The organism is Paenibacillus sp. FSL H7-0442 (assembly GCF_038593105.1).
GTDB lineage: Bacteria > Bacillota > Bacilli > Paenibacillales > Paenibacillaceae > Paenibacillus > Paenibacillus polymyxa_D.
In genome coordinates this window covers 4,784,485-4,805,694 of record NZ_CP151963.1, presented here as the reverse complement: position 1 = coordinate 4,805,694, position 21,210 = coordinate 4,784,485, and the positions used below count along the sequence as shown (strand labels likewise).

General features: G+C 46.7%; 16 protein-coding genes. All 16 read left to right on the top strand.

Annotation, left to right across the window (positions count from 1 at the left end):
• Positions 1–168: 168 nt before the first annotated feature.
• Positions 169–969 carry a DUF1836 domain-containing protein gene (locus tag MHH57_RS21335; protein ID WP_039273781.1) on the top strand — a complete coding sequence of 267 codons (801 nt, stop codon included), beginning with the start codon at positions 169–171 and terminating at the stop codon, positions 967–969.
• Between the two features lie 204 nt (positions 970–1,173).
• A complete protein-coding gene (locus tag MHH57_RS21330; RefSeq protein ID WP_029519255.1) occupies positions 1,174–2,115 on the top strand; it encodes a glycosyltransferase family 2 protein in 942 nt (313 codons plus the stop codon).
• A 40-nt stretch (positions 2,116–2,155) separates the two neighbouring features.
• Positions 2,156–3,109 (top strand): glycosyltransferase family 2 protein, encoded by a 954-nt coding sequence (locus MHH57_RS21325; RefSeq protein ID WP_069011652.1) that lies wholly within the window; start codon positions 2,156–2,158, stop codon positions 3,107–3,109.
• Positions 3,110–3,182: 73 nt separating this feature from the next.
• Entirely contained in the window at positions 3,183–4,562 is a 1,380-nt protein-coding gene (locus MHH57_RS21320) for an oligosaccharide flippase family protein (RefSeq protein WP_029519252.1), read from the top strand.
• Positions 4,537–5,511, top strand: coding sequence for a polysaccharide pyruvyl transferase family protein (locus MHH57_RS21315; RefSeq protein ID WP_069011653.1), 975 nt, complete (start codon positions 4,537–4,539; stop codon positions 5,509–5,511). Before MHH57_RS21320 ends, MHH57_RS21315 begins: the two co-directional genes overlap by 26 nt.
• Before the next feature lie 340 nt (positions 5,512–5,851).
• The gene (gene def / locus MHH57_RS21310) at positions 5,852–6,433 is read left to right on the top strand and encodes a peptide deformylase (RefSeq protein WP_023990342.1); all 582 of its coding nucleotides are present in this window, start codon (positions 5,852–5,854) and stop codon (positions 6,431–6,433) included.
• 169 nt (positions 6,434–6,602) lie between these two features.
• Positions 6,603–8,393 (top strand): histidine kinase, encoded by a 1,791-nt coding sequence (locus MHH57_RS21305; RefSeq protein WP_165149466.1) that lies wholly within the window; start codon positions 6,603–6,605, stop codon positions 8,391–8,393.
• Positions 8,386–10,044 (top strand): response regulator transcription factor, encoded by a 1,659-nt coding sequence (locus tag MHH57_RS21300; RefSeq protein ID WP_069011654.1) that lies wholly within the window; start codon positions 8,386–8,388, stop codon positions 10,042–10,044. Before MHH57_RS21305 ends, MHH57_RS21300 begins: the two co-directional genes overlap by 8 nt.
• Positions 10,045–10,446: 402 nt before the next feature.
• Positions 10,447–11,853, top strand: a complete 1,407-nt coding sequence (locus tag MHH57_RS21295; RefSeq protein WP_069011655.1) for a cytochrome ubiquinol oxidase subunit I — start codon at positions 10,447–10,449, stop codon at positions 11,851–11,853.
• Entirely contained in the window at positions 11,840–12,853 is a 1,014-nt protein-coding gene (gene cydB / locus MHH57_RS21290) for a cytochrome d ubiquinol oxidase subunit II (protein WP_080710733.1), read from the top strand. The genes MHH57_RS21295 and cydB overlap by 14 nt, the downstream gene beginning before the upstream one ends.
• Positions 12,853–14,610 carry a thiol reductant ABC exporter subunit CydD gene (gene cydD / locus MHH57_RS21285; RefSeq protein WP_069011656.1) on the top strand — a complete coding sequence of 586 codons (1,758 nt, stop codon included), beginning with the start codon at positions 12,853–12,855 and terminating at the stop codon, positions 14,608–14,610. The genes cydB and cydD overlap by 1 nt, the downstream gene beginning before the upstream one ends.
• Positions 14,594–16,402 (top strand): thiol reductant ABC exporter subunit CydC, encoded by a 1,809-nt coding sequence (cydC, locus tag MHH57_RS21280; protein WP_069011657.1) that lies wholly within the window; start codon positions 14,594–14,596, stop codon positions 16,400–16,402. The genes cydD and cydC overlap by 17 nt, the downstream gene beginning before the upstream one ends.
• 90 nt (positions 16,403–16,492) lie before the next feature.
• Positions 16,493–16,909 (top strand): cupredoxin domain-containing protein, encoded by a 417-nt coding sequence (locus tag MHH57_RS21275; RefSeq protein ID WP_209949899.1) that lies wholly within the window; start codon positions 16,493–16,495, stop codon positions 16,907–16,909.
• Positions 16,910–17,421: 512 nt separating this feature from the next.
• Complete coding sequence (locus MHH57_RS21270) at positions 17,422–18,435, top strand: sugar ABC transporter permease (RefSeq protein WP_029519240.1); 1,014 nt, start codon at positions 17,422–17,424, stop codon at positions 18,433–18,435.
• Positions 18,436–18,450: 15 nt separating this feature from the next.
• Positions 18,451–19,353, top strand: coding sequence for a carbohydrate ABC transporter permease (locus MHH57_RS21265; protein WP_029519239.1), 903 nt, complete (start codon positions 18,451–18,453; stop codon positions 19,351–19,353).
• A gap of 73 nt (positions 19,354–19,426) precedes the next feature.
• The gene (locus tag MHH57_RS21260; protein ID WP_342434483.1) at positions 19,427–21,121 is read left to right on the top strand and encodes an ABC transporter substrate-binding protein; all 1,695 of its coding nucleotides are present in this window, start codon (positions 19,427–19,429) and stop codon (positions 21,119–21,121) included.
• Positions 21,122–21,210 lie beyond the last annotated feature (89 nt).

Below are 21,210 nucleotides of genomic sequence, written 5' to 3'. Positions count from 1 at the left end.
AAATATACAAGGTTCATATGGAATCGTAGCAGGTCGCCTACCTCCAATTTACACAGAAAATAAGGCATAATAGAACCCGCACGTCTCATTGCTTCACTTTACAAGCCTAGTTTGAGGGCGTATGATGAGTTCAAATGAACTTGAAATGTAATAAAGGGAGGAAAGCAGATGGAGTCTTTTACCCTTACTCGTCGTGATATGGCCCATTTGCTGCTGGCCATGGAAGGTCGCCGCGAATTGCAGCCTTTGGCCGTTCTGCAGGACGCCTGGAGGCGCACTCATAGCCATCTCGCCCGCTCCGGGAGCGCAATGCCGACATTTTTATACACCGATGTGACACCTGTGCTAGATAAAATCATCAAGGGTAAGCACAGCGCAGCCTTTTCACTGCAAGAGATTGTTTCCCTGGGGCAACTAGTCGAGTACAGCCATGTGTCACTAGCATCTATGCAAAATTGGGTCAAACGCGACTTCAAGGAATTTCTCGGCGCTCCGAAGATCGGCAAAAAATACTCGGTCAACCAGGCAGCTATATTGCTCATTGTAGAAGATTTAAAATCATGTCTTGATTTTGAATCCATTCGTCAGCTATTTCATATCCTGTTCCAACAGCCCGAAGATGATACGGACGATCTGATTCAGCCGGTCGATTTGTACGCTGCCTACTCAACTTTGTTTGAGGAGCTGGATGCGAACGGAGACCAACTGCTCGATGTTGCTGGTGCAGGCTATGTAAAGGATAACGGAGATTCCGTTACAGTACAGCAGCGTCAGGAAGGTGCGACAGAGGAGTTGCTGGTTCAGGCGGCTGATCAATACACCAGTCGTTTACAGCATTTGACCCCTAACCAGTGTGAAGCAGTGCGTAATACTTTGCTGGTGGCAGCAGTAGCGGTGCAAAATAGTTATTTTTTGTCCATGGCACGTCGGTATGTGAATGCGACGTTGTTTCTGGACTTCCAAGGGTAAATCAGGATTGGCATTAGAAGCCAATCCTATTTTTTTACTCTTTTTAGAGGATTGTCTACCCTTTTGGAGACTGAAAAAGTATACAAAAGAGGTATATACACTAAAACGCTGTCAAAGATACAATAAACATATATAATCCAGCAATTGGAAAAACTTTGAATATCTCTTCCAAAGCATCTGGATACACACACAGGAGGTAATGGCATGTCCGATGTCTCCATCATCATTTGTACCCGCAACCGGATCGAAGACCTGACACGCTGTATACAATCTATTGCAGTACAGCAGCAATTGGAGCATACGGCTGTAGAACTGCTGATTGTTGATGACGGCGATATTTCCGACCAACAGATCGAGCAGTACCGTCACATGGTATCCGGATTGCCTCAAAGCGTTTTGAAATATTATAAAAAAAGTCGTCCCGGCGTTTGGTTATCTCGCTATGAGGCCTTGTCCCTTGTGCGGTATGATATTGTGCTGTATTTTGACGACGATGCAGAACTGGACGATAAACTCTATATCCGGCGCTTGCTCGATACCTATGATCAGGATAAAACGATTGTGGGTGTTGGAGGGATTGCAAAGGGATTACATTCGAGCCGGGCAGGAAAGCTGCTGGGCGTTTTGACATTTCAGATGTCTTCATCCCTCGGCAAGCTCTCGCCTAGTAGTCTGGCAGGTTCTTTGCTGCGATGGGGCGAAGCAACAGAGGTTTTCGATACAGAATTTTTCCATGGCTGCAATATGTCATTTCGGAGGGATGCGCTTCGGGACATGAAGCCGTATCCGTGGATGACCAGTTATGCCGTGGCTGATGATTTGTACATGTGCCAGTTAGCGAGCCGTTACGGCAAATTGGTTATCAATCCTGACTTAACCATTATTCATCATGAATCTCCAAGCTCGCGCGATAAGGCGGGCAAAGTAGCCAAGGCTACAGCGATTAACCACTATTATTTTCTTGCTTTGAAAAAGGCTGGAGTGATTCAGTATGGAGCCCTTTTATGGACCTTATCCTACTTGATGCTCAAAGAAACGCTGCGTCGCAATTTTAATGCCGCAGATGGATACAAGCAGGGGGTGTTGTTCATTCTGAACCCGCGCAAGCAAAAATATAACGAATATTTAGGCCCGGCGGTTCAGTAATCTGTTTTTTTACACATTGACAGGATAAAGGGGGAGTATGATGTTAAGCTTGTCCATTGCTCTGTGCACCCGAAATCGGGTTGACGATCTGACCCGATGCATCAATTCAATTGCCATTGGGGGAGCACCGGAGGCATGTGAAACCGAGCTATGGATTATTGACGACGGAGAACTGCCGAAGCATGTGCTGGAACGCTATGAGCGTCAGTTGGGCGGAGCGGGAATTACCTACCGATATCATCGTAAGGAGCAGCCGGGATTATGGTTATCTCGTGTAAAGACAGCTGAACTTGCGCAGGGTGACATTATTTTGTTCCTTGACGATGATGTTGAGTTGCCGAGCAACTATTTAAATGAGTTGATGCGTACCTATGAGGTTTACCCGCAGGCTGCTGGTGTCGGCGGTATTGCACAGGGAATGAGTAACAGCTTCATGGGAACGATTCGATGCTTGCTGTCATTCCAGCAGTCTTTGTCCAAAGGGAGGTTGTCCCTCAGCGGTCAGTCCGGCTCGATGTATAACTGGCATAAGGCCAAGAAGACGTTTAGAACCCAGTTTTTTCATGGCTGTAATATGTCATTTCGCCGTGAGGCGATTCGCAGTCTAGAGCCGGTACCTTGGTTGCAAAGCTATAGCGTAGGCGAGGATCTGTTACTTTCGCGCATCGCAATGAAAAGCGGCCCATTGTACATTAACCCGGCGCTTACGCTGCTTCATCACGAATCGCCGTCCTCACGCGACAATATGGAGCAGGTTACTTATATGCGGGTGATGAATCATATTCATTTACTGCGTGATGAGGGATCTGGGCCGATTGGTTATGCAGCGCTATACTGGACGACGTTGTATCAGATTTTGAGAGAAAAGCCCAAGAAAAATCATACTGCCATTCAAGGCTATAGAAGAGCGTTGAAAGCGATCTTTTCAAGTCCAAAGGAGCTTGTTGGCGGGGGGCAGTTGCCTGAACGCAATTCCAAAAAAACGGTAGGCTGATGGAGGTGCGTCAAAAGACGCGATGCGAGCATAGAGACGAGAGGCTTAATAAGGAACAGGAGTTGGACGTAACATGAGCACATGGACAGCAGCAAGGAAAGTATTCACGGGTGACAGTCTCGCCAAAACGATCATGCGCACGAGCTTTAACAATTTTTTTGTGCTAATCGTTACGACCCTGACTTCCATCCTGACCGCACGTATGCTCGGAGTAGAGGGGAAAGGAGAACTGGCGGCAGTTCTGTTCTGGCCTACGCTGATCGGCAGTGTGTTGAGCTTCGGGTTACCAACGTCGTTAATTTATAACATCAAGAAGAAAACAGGCACGACGGAAGAATTGCTGGCGTTGTCGCTCTGGATTCAGTTGCCTGCCAGCTTGTTGGCGGGAGCTGTGGCCTGGATATGCATGCCGCTGTGGCTGAATGGTTATGGTGCGGACATCATCCAACTGTCCCAGCTTTATTGTGCGGCAGCCATACCGCTGGCAGTGCTTACAGCGCTGACGACAGCATTGTCGCAAGGGCTGGATCGATTTAGCGTATATAACGGCCTGTTGTTTTACTACCCACTACTGAATTTCATCGGTCTGGTGACACTGTGGCTGATGGGCTTGCTCAATGTGCAACTGGCTGGAGCAGTGAATTTTGCCGCGAGTTTCCTTGCACTAGTGTGGGCGTTCCTCCGTTTGCGCAAGTATATGAATTTGCGTACTTTCCGCCCATTTACCAGCCGCCAAGTGCTTCGTCCTTATTATAGCTATGGAGCGAGGGTTTACGGGATGGAGTTGATGGGGACGCTGTCCACACAAACGGACAAAATCGTTATTGTGGCACTGCTATCACCCAAAGCGTTCGGCCTGTACTCTGTCGTCTACGCCTTGTCTCGTGTGTTCAATGTAGTGCAAAATGCCGTCACTAACGTTACCTTTCCAAAGGTTACGGGAATGGAGCACAGCAAGATTGTCGAAACGGTAGGACGTGCTTTTCGCATCTCTATGGCTGCGATGCTAATCGTCATTGTGCCTGCTCTCTTCATTGGACGATACATGCTGGGTTTGCTGTACGGCCCCGCTTTTCTGGAAGCATCGCTAACGTTCTACCTGCTGTCACTGGAATGTATCATTGGTGGCGGCTCATGGATTCTGGCTTCGGCCTTTAACGCGCTGGGGCGTCCGGGACTGGTATTGTTCCGGCAAATTGTAGCCTATGCGATCACCGTCGGTCTGTTTTTTATTTGTACACCGATCTTCGGTCTGGATGGCATTGCGATTGCTTTGCTTGTAGGCGCTTGTGTTCGGTTGGCGTTCTCACTGTTCTCGTTCCCCATGTTTTTCAATGTTCCGCTATCACGGATCATTTTTGATAAAAGTGATATTACATTTGTCATTCAAACTATACAAAAGAAGCGCAGGAAGGGAGAACTGAAAGATGCCGAATTTGCATCCCATGGCTAAACTGAAAAATAAGCTGAGCGTCATTCTCGACGTAGTCCCCCAAGGTTCGAATATCATTTATGTCGACTATCCCGTCTATAATAACGGTGGGGATGTACTCATCATGAAAGGCACCGAGGCGTTCTTCAAGGATAATGGCATCCGTGTCCGTGCTCGTTATAGCGCCATGGATATTCCCGATCAGCTTCAAATTCCGGGTGACTGGATTATCGTGTGCCACGGCGGCGGCAACTTCGGCGATCTCTATTCAAATCACCAAAATTTGCGGGAACGCATCGTTCGCGATTTCCCTAACCACCGAATTGTGATTATGCCGCAAACGATCCACTTTCAATCTGAACAGAAGGCTAATGAGGTCGCTGCCCTGTTTAATGCTCACCCGGATCTACATATGTTTGTGCGGGATACTCGCTCTTATCAGTGGGCTAAGGACAAGCTGAACCAGTGCAGTATCACACTATGTCCTGATATGGCTCACCAGCTCTGGCCATTGAAGCCGACTACGGAAACCGTGAAGGACGTACTGTACTTCCTGCGTACGGATATTGAAACGGTGGGGGGCCAAAAAAAATTCGATGACGAGGCTGATGCCTCACACCGTCTGGACTGGGATACTTTATTCACTCCGCTGGAAGTGAAGGGGATCGTCTATTTCCAAAAGTTTTACCGACTGAATAAGAAAATCGGCGGCCCGTTGCCTACCCGTACATTCTGGTACAAGTACACCGACCATCTCATGAACAAGGCGGTTACGCTGTTCAGTTCTTATCGCGAGGTTCGCACTTCACGGCTACACGGTCACATTCTGGCCTGCCTGCTTGATATGCCGCACGTTGTCATTGACAATTCCTACGGCAAGAACTCGCAATATTATAATACCTGGACACACCCGAATCCAAAGGCGAAGCTGTTTAGTGAAGCTCCAAGTGCGTTGGAGCAGCCATCTTAATAGTAAGAAAAATTATTTTCAAAAGCCTCCTGATCATTGAAATGATTTAGGAGGCTTTTATATAGAGACAAAATCATTTAATGTGATAAATAATAAAGGCAGTGTATATTTAATGACTTAATCTAAAAGAGTAGGACGCCCCCGTAGAGGTCTTTATTGCGCCAATTTCCCCCCCAAAAAACGTCGCTTTATTTTGACAATTCATTTCATGAATAGATATAATTTATGGGATAAAACTTGCAGAAAACCGGGAAATCCCACAGTTTTTGCACCGCATCACATATTACATGGCAGTACATCACATGAAAATATATTTATTTTAATGAATCGAGGCTGACGAATGAGTAATCAATCGATGGACATGCTTCTCACGAAGGATATCGTGCGTGAAGGGGAGTCTATTTTGCGTACGAAGGTTGATCCGGTATGCTTGCCACTATCTGAAGAGGATCTTCAACAGATGCAATGGATGCTGGATTATCTGAAAAATAGCCAAAATGAAGAGCTGGCTACCCGCTATGAACTGCGCCCGGGTGTGGGGTTATCTGCAAACCAGGTAGGTTTGAACAAAAGAATGTGCGCTATTTATTATGAAGATGGAGACAAAACGGTAGAGTATGCGTTGTTTAATCCGAAGTTAGTCAGCCACTCCACGTCCATGATTTATTTGGAGCAGGGTGAGGGGTGCTTGTCGGTAGATCGGTACGTAGCCGGATATGTACCGCGTTACGAAAAAATTCGTATTAAGGCCACTTTACCAGACGGAACACAGGAGCTATTGACGTTCAAAGGTTATGCAGCGATTGTTGTACAGCATGAAATGGACCATTTGGATGGTATTATGTTCTATGACCGTATCAACCCGGAAGATCCGCACAAGCTACCGCAGGGAGTGCATATCGAACCTTTTGTACGTAAATAGTTTAGGAATCGTAAAGTGTGGTGACTCTGTTCGCCACATTTTTTAAATTTTGCAAAAAACATAGATATAGAGGTTACGAAGCATTAAACTGGATACATACATATAGGTCGAGATGGAGGATGTGAAAACACGCAAAAAATGTAAGCGCTTATCTTGTGGGAGGGATGGCATGAATCGTGGAGTATGGCTTCTGATGAGTAATATGCGTATGCGGAATAAGCTGCTGTTCTCCTACGTACTAATTGTCATGATTCCGGTGCTGGTGGTTGGCGGCTGCGTAACTTTTTATTTGCGAGAGCAGGCATTGAATAGTGCAATTGCCCAGACGGTAAACAATGTGGAAAAGATCAAAAGCCAGACGGCAAATTTACTACGTGTGCCAACGGATATTTCAAATGGGTTGATGTTCGATAAAAGGCTGAGGGAAATGGCAAACCGACGGTATCCGGGTATGGTAGAGCTGATGAATGCGTATCATCAATACAAGGATTTTAATGAGTACACTCAGCAATATAGAGAGGTTGCTACCATTCGGTTCTATTCGTACAATCCGACGCTTGTCAATAATCTGGAGTTTATTCCAGTGGACTCTAACATTGAGCGGCAACAGTGGTTCCAGACGGCATTGAAGGGGACGGCGATTAACTGGTTTTACATTCAGGATAAGGAAGATAATCCGGTTAATCGCCTGAGCCTGATACGGCAAATTCCATTTCCTGAATACAATACCAAGGGAATTCTGATGATATCGCTGAGTCAGACCGAGTTGAATCATATGCTGAGCAAGGAGCCTTTTGAAACATTGATTACGGATCGTAACGGGATTGTGGTCGCAGCTACTCGCCCGCAGTCGGTGGGGCAGACGTTGGGCGATTTACATTTGGGCTTTGATGTCCAGCGTGCGGGTAAGGGGATATATGAAGCGAAAATCAACGGAATACCCTCCAACATCATTGTGGATGAGCTGCTGCCCGCCTCCAGTGTGAGCGGATTTACGATTATTTCAGTGTTTTCAACGGAGCATATTGTACAGGGAGCCAATCGAATCAGTCTGATTGGTGCTTTATGTGTCCTTGCAGTGCTGATTATGGCACTGATTCTGATCACCATCATTTCCTGGCTGATTACCAAACGCCTTCAGCGGTTGAGCTATGAGCTGGGTAAGGTAGCCGCGGGCGATTTTCATGTGGTATCGAGTGTGGAGGGAAGGGACGAGATCGGGGATTTATCCCGCCGTTTCAACTATATGGTGAGTAGTATTCGCCAACTCATGGCGCAGGTCTATGAGACGAGTGAGCACAACAACAGGCTGGAATTGGCACAAAAGGATATCAAGTTAAAAATGATGGCCAGCCAAATTAATCCACACTTTCTGTTTAATGCATTAGAATCTATTCGAATGAAAGCACATCTGAATGGGGAAGCGGAAATTGCAACGACGGTGCGTTTGCTTGGCAGGCTGATGCGCCGGAATCTGGAGATTGGCAGTGGTAAAACGACGGTACTACAGGAGCTGGATATGGTGCGATCCTATTTGCAAATTCAGCAGTTCAGATTTGGAAATCGCTTGATCTATGAAGTGAATTTGGAAGAAGATGCGACGGACATGTCGATTCCTCCCTTAATCATACAACCGCTGGTGGAAAATGCGGTCATTCATGGACTGGAAAATAAGGAAGAGCCGGTTACCGTGAAGGTAAATATTGCAATAGAACAAAGAAAGTTGAAAATTAAAGTAGAAGATGACGGGATCGGCATGGAAGCTGGGCAACTGACCCGTCTGCTAGCTCGGATCAGGGGGACGGATGAGCCAGAAGGGAGCAGTATTGGCCTGCGTAATGTACATCAACGTCTGACATTGATGTATGGTGAACGTTATGGATTGCATATTGAAAGCGCATTACAAGTAGGAACAACCGTATACTTTTCCATACCAAGGGAGGAAGAGTCGAATGTATAAAGCGATGATTGTAGATGACGAGCCAGCGATTCGTGAAGGATTGTCCTCCATTATTGACTGGGGGGATTGTGGCTTCCGTATTGTCGATACGGCAGGGAATGGACGCGAGGCTCTGGATAAGTTCGGAGAGCATCGGCCGGAGCTAGTCATTGTAGATATTCGTATGCCCGGGATGAGTGGACTGGAGGTTATACGTAGTATACGTGAAAAGAACGGGGAGCCGTATCATTTTCTCATATTAAGCGGATATGCAGACTTTGATTATGCACGGCAAGCCATGGGCTTCGGAGTAGATGGCTATCTACTGAAGCCAGTTGATGAGGAAGAAATGACGACAGAGTTGAAGCGGGTACGGCAAAACATTGAGGATGAGAAAGAAGTCGGCAAATGGGGAAGTCCGCCTTCTCATGAGCGTAATTGGATCGAAGCTCTATTGTTTCCGGTTCATCGAGAGTATACTCGTAATGCTGTAGAAAGCAGCGATTCTCTGCACAGAGCATCCAAGCAGGCTGAACATCAAAGCGGTAACGGAAAATATGGACAACAGCCAGCGTTACCAGACTTGGACTGGAGTAGCTATCAGGTTATTCTGCTGGATTTACGTATACCTGACTGGGATCGGCAAGCCCGGCAGTCGGCAGCAAAGCAGCGACTAACAGAAATGTGCCATGAGCAAGGCAGAGGTATCGTGTTTGAGGCTGGAATATATATGGGTCTTTTGCTTCCCGCCACGTTAAAAACGGAGAGAGATGCTGTTCAGTTACTAGCTGCTTGGCGACAGGAGCTAAAGGCGTGGGCTACGGAAATTTATGTGGCTGCCGGTGATCCTGTAGCCAGTCTTAGCGACATTCCCAGATCTTTTGAGCAGGCACTACGATTGTTAGAGCGTACGTTTTTGTTCCGGGCAGAAAGAGTCATGCTTTCCGGAGACCTACACAAATTGGAGACAGTCGAGACTGAAATGAGTGGAACGTCTGATAGTGCCACAGATGATCCCCTACGTTATGCAGAAAAGCTGTACTATGCGCTAGATATGGCTAATAGTGAAGCTGCAACCCGTGTCATTAAGGAAATGGAAGGCCAATTTCCACGGATTTATCGTACAGAATCCGCAATCAAGGCGGCGTTCGCCCAAACATTCACACTGGCGTTGAACAAGTATGCAGCCGGACAGGATCACAGCCGAACCGTGCTGGAGGAGCACTCCAGCTTTATAACCGATGTATATGCTTATTCCACATTGGGCGAGCTGGTGGATCACTCGCTGGAGCATGTGTTGCAATGGATTGGACAGACTGATCCCGGTGGCAAGGACATCATCATGAAACAAATGATTGACTTTATTCATAGTCATTATGATGAAAATTTGCGATTGGAGTTACTGGCAGATATGTTTAATTACAATAGTGGCTATTTGGGCAAATTGTTCAAAAGTCATACTGGCGAGGCCTTTAATGCCTACCTGGATAAGGTGAGGATTGAGCGAGCAAGGGAGTTGCTTGCACAAGGAATTAAGGTACACCAGGTGGCGGAACGCGTAGGGTATGCGAACGCAGATTATTTTCATAGTAAATTTAAAAAGTATGCTGGAATGTCACCTTCCTCCTATCGAAATCGGGTTCAAAAGAACGGAGGAACAGATGGCTGTTGATAGAATCCTAGGTATAACGCTATGAAGTCTCTCTTGCAGATGTCGGAGGTACAACCTCCGAACGAAGAGAGGCTTTTTTTGCATGATGAAAAAAGATAGATCAATAGGAAATGTCACATTTATTATGGGATTTAGGCTGTTTTCATCAAATCGCCATCGTTATGACACAGCTTTGACACGATGTTCACATTTTCGATTCTATTTCATTTAAATTTATTCTATATAATGGGGATAATCTGAAGCCGGATCATGACACCATGGTGAAGGTAGTTGAGTGAGTCATTTTCTAAAAGGTGACCGCTGCATATGTAAGAATGTGAATACTGTCACAAATGTAGAAGACTTCAGATTACAGACACTATAAATCAATGTTAAGAGAAGTACAGGGGGAGGAGCAACATCATGGACGTATTGGATTTGGCACGGTTGCAGTTTGCAACCACAACGATTCTTCACTTTGTTTATGTGCCGATCTCCATTGGATTGTCGTTATTGGTGGCAATTATGGAGACTATGTATGTTATTAAGAAAAATGACTTGTACAAGAAAATGGCTCAATTCTGGGGAACGTTTCTGCTGATTAACTTTGCACTGGGCGTAGTCACCGGGATTTTGCAAGAATTTCAGTTCGGGATGAACTGGTCGGACTTTTCCCGTTTTGTGGGTGATGTATTTGGTACGCCGCTGGCGATTGAAGCGCTGCTTGCATTTTTCCTGGAATCGACCTTTATCGGATTATGGGTATTCGGTTGGGAAAGATTGTCCAAAACGGTCCATTTAATCTGTATGTGGTTGGTATCTATCGGTACGATGTTATCGGCATTGTGGATTCTAGCTGCTAATTCATTCATGCAGCGTCCAGTAGGATATGAGATTCAAAATGGACGTGCAGAAATGAAAGATTTTGCTGCTCTGCTAACGAATGAACAACTGTTATGGGAATTCCCACATACATTGTTTGCTGCTTTTGCGACAGGAGCATTTCTGATCGCGGGTATCAGTGCATGGAAGCTGATGCACAAAAAGAATATGGACTTTTTTAAACCTTCTTTTAAATTGAGTATTATTGTTGCCTTAATCAGTGCCATTGCTATTCCTTTGTTTGGTCATGGACAGGCTCAATATTTGGTGAAAACACAACCGATGAAGATGGCTGCCAGTGAGGGATTATGGGAGAACAGTGGTGACCCCGCTCCTTGGACCGTTATCGCATGGATTGATCCTGGAAACAAGGGAAATACCTTTGAGATTAAAGTTCCTTTTGCTTTGAGTTTTCTATCCTATAGTAAATTTACCGGCTCTGTGCCTGGTATGAATGAGCTGCAAGCCCAATATGAAAAAACGTATGGTCCGGGCGATTATATCCCGCCAGTACGTACCACGTTTTGGAGCTTCCGCATTATGATTGCGGCTGGATGTGGCATGATTGCACTCGCCTTATACGGGGCTTACCTGACGTTCCGTAAAAAGCTGGAAGGTTCACATCGCTGGTTCTTCCGTCTGATGATATGGGGGATATCCCTTCCATTCATTGGGAATACTTCAGGTTGGATCATGACTGAAATAGGTCGCCAACCGTGGACGGTATTTGGTTTGCTTCAAACGAAAGATTCTGTTTCGCCTACCGTTGTGGCAGGAGAAGTGCTATTCTCGTTCATCTCATTTACTACATTGTATTTAATTTTAACAGGTGTGCTGGCGTTTCTGTTTTACCGTACGGCTCGTAAAGGTCCAGATATTGAGCCACATCAGCAAACGGTAATTCATGATCCTTTTGCTCAAGGGGGTGACACCATTGTCGCTAAATGATTTATGGTTCTTATTGATCGCTGTGCTGTTTACCGGCTTCTTTTTTCTGGAGGGCTTTGATTTTGGCGTAGGAATGGCCACAGGATTGGTGCCGCGTAACGACCAACAAAAACGTTTGATGATCAATACGATTGGTCCATTCTGGGATGCCAACGAAGTGTGGCTGATTACAGCAGCAGGTGCAATGTTTGCCGCTTTTCCGCATTTTTATGCGACTATGTTCAGCGGATATTATCTCGTATTTGTGTTTATTTTGCTAGGTTTGATCTTGCGTGGAGTTTCTTTTGAGTTCCGCGGAAAGGCTGAAGGAAAATGGTGGACAGGAACGTGGGATGCCTGCATTCTGATTGGCAGCTTTCTACCGCCGATGCTGTTCGGTATGGCTTTTGCGGCTTTGGTGAAAGGTGTACCTATTCAGCAAAACATGGATTTGAAAGCTGGATTTTCCGATGTATTCAATGGATATACCGTATGGATTGGACTGACAGTGGTCGGAATGTGCCTAATGCACGGACTGACGTTTATTTCTCTGCGGACGATTGGAGAAGTACGGGATCGTGCTCGCGTGATGGCATCCAAATTTCTTCCGGTATTGGGCATTTTACTTGCGGGCATGGTGGTATGGACTTATTTTGCAACGGATTTATTTGCGCGTCGCGGTCCCTTTATGTATGCTGCGGTAGCAGTCGGAATTGTCGCCTATGTGCTGACGTGGTACTTCCTGAAGCAGCGCCGTGAAGGATGGGCCTTCGGGATGACAGGTGCAGTGATTTTGCTGACCTTCGTTTCGTTATTCGTCGGTTTGTTCCCAAGATTTATGGTGAGCTCGATTAACAGTGCTTTTGATTTGACGATTTATAATGCAAGCTCCAGTCATTACACCCTGAAAGCCATGACGATTGTTGCAGCAACGCTTTTACCCTTTGTGCTGGCTTATCAGGCGTGGAGCTATTTTGTTTTCCATAAGCGTCTCAGTGAGAAGGATCATTTGGAATACTAATGGATAAGGCATGGTTTGAATTAAAGGGCATTCGGCCAGTGATGCTGCTACTGGCTGCCCTTTCCCTGCTCCAGGGGGCCGCGGTGATTGCACAAGCAGTCTTCTTGGCAAAGGCTGTTACGATTTTGTTTGAACAAAATCCGCTGGTGATGGCTTGGCCGTCGCTGGCGTTGTTTTTCGCTGCTTTTGCAACGAGGCATACGGCGATCTGGCTGCAACGCCGGACAGCAGGCCGTTTTGCTGAAGCTTCAGGCGCTTCCTTACGGGAGCGTCTGCTTGCACGTTTGTTCGAACGGGGGCCGGGTTTTGCAGCGCAGGAAGGTAGCGGCAAGTTGGTGACGCTGGCGCTGGACGGCATGGATCGTTTTCGCACGTATTTGGAACTGTCCATTCCTCGAATGATTGACATGATGGCTGTCACTATACTTGTACTTGTGTATGTTTTCACATTGGATGTCATTTCAGGTGTGATTTTGACGACTACGATGCCGATCCTGGTAGGCTTCTTTATTTTGCTCGGCTTGGCAGCGCGGAAGCAGGCAGACAAGCAGTGGCGTTCCTATCGTCTGTTATCTCATCATTTCACGGATTCGCTGCGTGGACTTCAGACACTAAGGTTTTTGGGTCGTAGCCAAGAGCATGGGGAAACGGTTGGGAAGGTCAGCGACCAATACCGCACGGCAACAATGCGCACGCTGCGGGTAGCGTTTCTTTCCTCATTTGCCCTCGATTTTTTTAGTATGCTATCGGTCGCTTTTGTTGCGGTAGGCTTGGGTTTGCGCCTGATTAGTGGCTCGGTGGGTTTGGAGGCAGCGCTTGCGGTGCTTATTCTGGCCCCAGAATATTTTATGCCCATACGCCAGTTGGGATCAGACTATCATGCTTCACTGGATGGTAAGGAGGCTTGGGGAGCAATCCGCTCCATTCTCAGTAAAGAAGATGACGCGACCGAGCCGAATAAACAGGCAGCTAACGATAAAGGATTGGACATCACGGGACAGGACATTCTTGAGCTGTCCGATGTGTGCCTCCTTAATGAAGACGGTTCGGCTCGGCTTGAACATGTGTCTGCCAATGTTGAACCGCACATGAACATGATCGGCATCGTTGGAGCTAGCGGTGCAGGTAAAACGACGCTGCTTAGCCTGCTTGGCGGTTTTGCTGATCCCACTTCGGGCGAACTGCTCCTGAATGGATGCAGATTGGCTGGGGATGCAAAAGCTGAATGGCAACGGCATATTGCGTATATTCCACAGCATTCATACCTGTTTAGCGCTTCTCTGGCAGATAATATTCGTTTTTATGAACCGGAGGCATCCAACCAGCAGGTGGAGTGGGCGGTTGACGCGGTTGGACTGCGTGAACTGGTAGACGGTCTTCCGGGTGGAATGAATGAGTCCATTGGTGAAGCGGGTAGGACGTTGAGCGGAGGACAGGCGCAGCGGATTGCATTGGCGCGGGCGTTGCTCAGTAACCGTCCGGTCATTTTATTGGATGAGCCTACGGCGCATCTGGATATTGAGACAGAGTGGGAGCTAAAACAGACGATTTTATCGGTTTTGAAACACAAAAGAGTGTTTCTTGCCACCCACCGGCTACATTGGATGCCAGATATGGACTGTGTCTGGATGATGAATCAAGGTCGTCTGGAAGAAGTAGGTTCCCATCAGCAATTGATTGCCCGTAAGGGGGCATATTACCGATTGCTGACGGGGATGTCGGAAGGAGGGAACGGACGATATGAGAGTAACGGATAATAGCAGACAAGGCTGGTTTGTGACGTATCTGAGACAATATTTTTGGGCCTTTCTGCTAGCTGCTCTTTTGGGCGCGCTGGCCATTGGATGTGCGGGCGCGTTGCTTTTTACGTCCGGTCATCTGATTACCCGTTCGGCCTTAAAACCGGAAAATATATTAATGGTGTACGTTCCAATTGTGCTTGTGCGAACATTTGGTTTTAGTAAAGCGGTTATTCAGTACCTGGAACGCTTGGTAGGACATGATGCCGCACTGCGTCTGGTGTCCCGTATGCGGGTACGCTTATATCGGGCAGTAGAACCGCAGGCGCTGATGATCCGCAGCAAATTCCGTACAGGGGATTTATTGGGGTTGCTGGCAGAGGATATTGAGCAGCTTCAAAACATCTATCTGAAGCTAGTTCTGCCTGCGCTATCGGCTTTGCTGATTTATGCAGCAGGCATCTCGGCGCTCGGACGGATGGACGGAACCTTTGCCTTGCTTATGGCGCTATATGGAGGATTTTTGCTTTTTATTGCCCCAGCTATCTCACTATGGACCTCACTCGCCAAACGGCGAATGTTCAAGCAGGAACGGAGTAAAGCCTATCAGGACCTGACGGATGCTCTGTTCGGCATGAGTGATCTGGTGCTGAGCGGACGGACTGGGCATTTCCTGAGTACCTTTACACAACGGCACAATAGGGCTGCCGTGATGGAAAATTCACTTCGCCGGGGCGAGTGGCGTTCTCATTGGATGGCACAATGCGTTGTAGGCGGTGGGATTGTGATTATGACTGTGTGGGCCGGAGGCCTAGTAGCACAGAATCGTATAGAAGCCACATGCCTGGCATCCTTTGCCCTTGTGGCTTTTCCGTTGCTGGATGCCTTCGTTCGCGCTGGAGAAGCAGTGGTGCATGCACCGGAGTATCAGGATTCCCTTCGACGGTTGAAGGATTCGGAGAAAGACACACCTACACCTGTGTCATCATCGCTTCCGGTTACTGTGGATGCAGGACACCCAGCAGCAGGCGGCACAGCTGACACTATAGATGAGCAGGCTGCCGCTCTGGGATTGGGCCACGGAGGAGACCTGCTGCTGAACAACGTAAGCTACCGCTATGCGGCAACGCAGGAATGGAGCGTGCGTGGTATCTCCTTGCACGTACCGCAGGGGGGCAAGGTTGCATTGCTTGGTCGCAGTGGTGCGGGCAAGTCCACGCTACTGAATCTGATTCAGGGAGCATTGCAGCCTGATGAAGGGAGCGTCACTGTCGCAGGGATTCCCGTATACACAGGTGGAGCATACTCCAATCTATTTGCGGTGCTGAACCAGCAGCCGTATTTATTCGATACAACGGTAGCGAACAATATTCGGCTGGGACGACCCGATGCTACGCTGGATGAGGTGCGTGCAGTGACGAAGCAGGTAGGGCTTGGAACTCTAATTGATTCTTTGCCGGAGGGCTACGATACCCGAATGCATGAGACGGGCCTTCGTTTTTCCGGTGGAGAAAAACAGCGAATTGCACTGGCGCGGATTTTGCTGCAAAATCACCCGATTGTTTTGCTGGATGAGCCGACAGTGGGGCTTGACCCGCTGACAGAGCATGAGCTCATGCAGACGATGTTTCGTGTGCTGAAGGGCAAAACATTGATCTGGATCACGCATCATCTCACAGGAATGGAGCATATGGACGAGGTGATCTTTATGGAGCAGGGCACCATTTCCATGCGCGGCAGTCATGAGCAGCTGTGGCAGGAGCAGTCTCGTTACCGTAATCTGTATGAGCTGGATCATCCGAGCCTGTGAAATGAGGTATTTAAAATTTTGATTAACTTTTATATACTGGTTAGAGTTGATGCGTCACATGCAGACATTCAACTGGAGAGGCTGATATGAATGAAAACACTAATCTCTAAGCATTGGCATTTGATGCTGATTGGTTTTGTAGCCCTGAGCATGGGCGGGTTTGTCTTGTTTTATTTTCAGGGGAGCGTGTCGTCGTTTCCGGCCATTCAACCTAAACAAGCTCAGGAAGAGCCAGACAAAACTAAATATGAGATTGTTACAGTGGGTGTAAAAGGGGACGGTTTCTATCCTAAAAATATTGAAGTGAAAGCCGGCGTTCCAACCAAAATCAATTTCAAGAAAATGACATCCTTCACTTGCATTGATGAAGTGCAGTCGTTGAAGATCGGAATGGACGTTTACCTGGATCACGAAAATAATTATTTTACCGTCCAGGACTTGAAACCAGGCGTATATGAGTACAATTGCGGTATGTACATGTACTACGGGACCATCACAGTAAAATAAATCAAAAAAGCTTTCTGGCACATTGATGCCAGAAAGCTTTTTTTCCTTCAATCAATCATTAGGTTAATTGCGACAGTGTGTATATACCATCCACCACCTGTGGTGCAGTATGCATTATCCTTTTTGCATTATGCTTTATCCTTTACCCTTTACCTCTGATCAGCTTACATTGCTGATCTTTTGTTTTTTACAAGACTTCTTTCAGGGAATTTACATTAGAACGGAACAGGCGGAATGTGCTGGACAAGCGAAGCGGTCGCCTTAAAGCTTTCTGCAGGAAAGCTCGCATCGCAAGCATAAACTGTCCCCGGCTTTCTACCTTTGTGTGCTTATTCAAGAAATCCGGGGACAACAGCGATGGGAAGCACCATCCGCATGCGTAGTGGCACGAATGTAATTTTTTTCATCCCATATATCTAATTTTGAACTGATTTTTCTCCTAATTCGTCGGGTATCCGCTTCCAAGCCAGCAAAGTATGATAATAGTATCTAGAGATGAGGAGGAGCTTGTTATGGGATCTTCAACTGAAACCGCTTCCAACAATAGTGCTTTGATTCCTGAATCCAATAGGGGAAGACCACGCAAGGCTCGCGGCCCGAAGCCTGACCGTGGTAAAAAAGGCTTGTGGGACAGTGTGAAGCAGCAAAAGTATCTTTATTTTATGTCCATTCCTTTCGTCATATGGGTGTTTGTTTTCAGCTATCTTCCGCTTTGGGGCTGGACGATGGCGTTTCAAAATTATAAGCCAGCCAAATCTTTTACGGACCAGAAATGGGTAGGGCTGGATAACTTTATTGAGCTATTTCAGGATGAACGATTTTATCTGGTATTACGCAATACGCTAGCGATGAGCCTGATGGGGATTGTATTTGGTTTTGTCGTACCGATCTTCTTTGCAATTCTGTTAAATGAGCTGCGTGGTATGCTGTTCAAACGGTTTGTGCAGACAATATCCTACCTCCCGCATTTTGTATCCTGGGTAGTTGTGGCCGGCTTGGTCACCAAGATGCTGTCCATTGACGGAGGCATTGTCAACGATGTATTGGTAGCGCTTCATATTGTGGATGAACCGATTCAGTTCATGGCAAAGGGGAGCTGGTTCTGGTACATTGTAACCGCTTCCGACATATGGAAAGAGACAGGTTGGAATACGATTATTTATTTAGCTGCAATCACCGGAATTGATCAAGAACAGTATGAAGCATCGCGCGTGGATGGAGCGAGTCGTTGGAGACAGATGTGGCATATTACACTGCCGGGTATCCGCTCGACGATTGCCATTCTGTTCATTATGGCGATTGGACATCTGGTGAGCAATGGTTTTGAAAAGCAGTTCTTGCTTGGCAATAGTCTTGTGACGGATTATTCCGAGGTGCTGGATCTGTACGCGCTCAATTACGGGATTAATTTGGGGCGCTTCTCTTACGGGACGGCAATTGGTATTTTCAACTCGCTGGTTAGCATTCTGCTGTTGTTTACGGCGAACGGTATATTCAAAAAACTGACCAAAGAAAGCATCATGTAGGGAGGGAGAAGCGAAATGACGAATAAGGCATTTAATGCTACCCGGTCTGAGAAGCTGTTTGACCTGTTCAACTATATCCTCATGGCTCTGATCGTGGTGTTGACGCTGTACCCGTTTCTGAACGTACTTGCGATTTCCCTGAACAATTCAACGGACACGGTTCGTGGTGGTATTTATATATGGCCCCGCCAATTTACGCTCGAAAATTACAAAACGATTTTCCAGTACGATGGCCTTCTTCAGGGACTGCAAATATCTATTCTTCGTACTTTGGTCGGGACGGTACTCGGATTGATCTGCGCATCTATGCTTGCTTTTACATTGAGTCGGGTCGAGTTTCGTGCTCGTAAGTTTATTTCTACGTTTTTGGCGTTGACGATGTATTTTTCCGGCGGGATGGTGCCCGTGTTTATTTTAATGCGGGATTTGCATCTTCTGGGCTCGTTTTGGGTGTACATTTTTCCAGGCTTAATCAGTGCATTTAACGTGTTTGTCATTCGTTCCTTTATGGATGGTTTGCCGTATGCGTTGCAGGAGTCTGCCAAACTCGATGGAGCGAATGATTTTACGATTTACTGGAGAATTATTTTGCCGCTGTGCAAACCAGTATTGGCAACGATTGCTCTTTTTCTGGCAGTAGGTCAGTGGAATGCTTGGTTTGATACGTATTTATACAACGGTGGGGCGTCGCAATGGACTACGTTACAGTATGAGCTGATGAAAATACTGCAAAGTACGCAGCAAGGCGGCTCCAGTATGACGAATAGCAATGACATGGCTAAACAAATGGCTCAAATTTCACCAGAGTCGATCAAAATGGCAATCACGATTACGGTTACGCTCCCCATCCTGATGGTGTATCCGTTCTTGCAAAAGTATTTTGTAGGCGGTATGACGCTGGGGGCAGTGAAATCATAAAAGCCAGGATTCTGGCAGTAAATAGTAGTTATTTGCAGGAGAAGTCATCATAAGAATATAGGAGGATTTATACATGAAAAAACACTGGTCCAGATTTGCACTGATTCCCTTGCTCGCGGTGTCACTTACCGCACTCGCAGGTTGTGGGGGAAGCGATAAAGCAGCGAAGGAGAGCACATCCAGCGGTACAGACCCGATTACGTTTAGCTTCTTCGGAGCAGATACAAGCCCACAATGGAACGGAATGAAGGATGAAATAGGCAAGGAAATCACCAAGAAAACAGGTGTAACCTTGAATGCGGAATTTGATGTCAGCGGTGGAGGTGGAGATGACCGAATTGCTTTGATGGCAGCAAGTGGAGAATACCCGGACTTGGTTTCTCCTAAAGCGAATATTAATAAGCTTGTGGATGCGGGGGCCATGATTGATCTGACAGATCTGATCAACGATCACGCACCTAATCTCAAAAAGCTATATGGACCCTATATGGATCGTTTGAAATACAGTAATAAGGATCAATCCATCTATGTCCTTCCTACGTATGCAGGTGTGGGACAGGAAAGTTTTGACGCAACAGGGGGATTTGAAATTCAGCATAAGGTGCTTAAAGAGTTAGGTTATCCAAAGGTAAGAACGCTACAAGATTATGAAAACGTACTCAAAACCTATGTAGCCAAGCACCCAACGATCAATGGCAAAAAAACGATCCCACTCACGCTGGATGCAGACGACTGGAGAATTATGATTACCGTAACGAATCCTGCCTTCCAGACGACTGGAGCGCCGGACGATGGTGAATATTTTATTGATCCCAAAACGTTTGAAGCGAAGCTTCATTACAAACGTCCAGAAGAAAAGGAATATTTCCGTTGGTTGAACCACATGTACAATGAAGGACTGCTCGATAAAGATTCGTTTGTGCAAAAAAGTGATCAATACAAATCCAAAATTGCCAGTGGCCGTGTCCTCGGTCTGATTGACCAGGAGTGGGGTTATCAGGATGCTGAAAATGCGTTAAAAGCGTCAGGCAAGGCCGATTCCAGCTACGCGCATTTTCCAGTTACACTTTCGGAGGAATACAAGGATCGTTCCTTTCAGGATACAGGCTTCGCGTCAGGTTATGGTGTAGGTATTACGGAAAATTGCAAGGACCCAGTGCGGGCTATTAAATTCCTGGATTATTTAGCTTCCGATGAAGGACAGGTGTTAGTGAACTGGGGGATCGAAGGCAAGCATTACGAGATCAAAGATGGCAAACGCATCATTCCTGCGGATGTGCTGGAGCAAAAAACGAACAATGCAACCAACTTCAGTAAGTCTACTGGGATAGATTTGTACACGCTCATCAGCGGACACTACGGTGATGGCGTGAAGGACCCTACAGGTAACTACTATACTGCCAAATTCCCGGAGCAAATTATCGCGGCCTATTCGGAGCCGGAGAAAGAATCCCTTAAAGCATATGGCGTAAAAACGTGGAAAGATCTGTTCCCGGACAAGAAAGAATTTGATGTAAAGCCTTGGGGCGCAGCCTATAACCTGACAACAGACAATGAATCCAACTATAACGTTACATTCAAAAAAACGACCGACATTATCCGCAAACGTATACCCGAAGCTATTTTAGCACCAGCTTCCAATTTTGATACGGTATACGACAACATGATTAAAGAACTGGATGCCGCCGGAGCTGTCCAAATGGAACAGCAATACACGCAACTGGTGAAGGACAGAGTGGAGTTATGGAGCGGTAAGGCTTCTAAATAGCTGACTGCTTTTAACGAAATTTTGAATGCCGGAATGACAGAGCGCTTGTCCTTATGGTCCATACGGGATTAGCGCTCTGTTTGATCTTG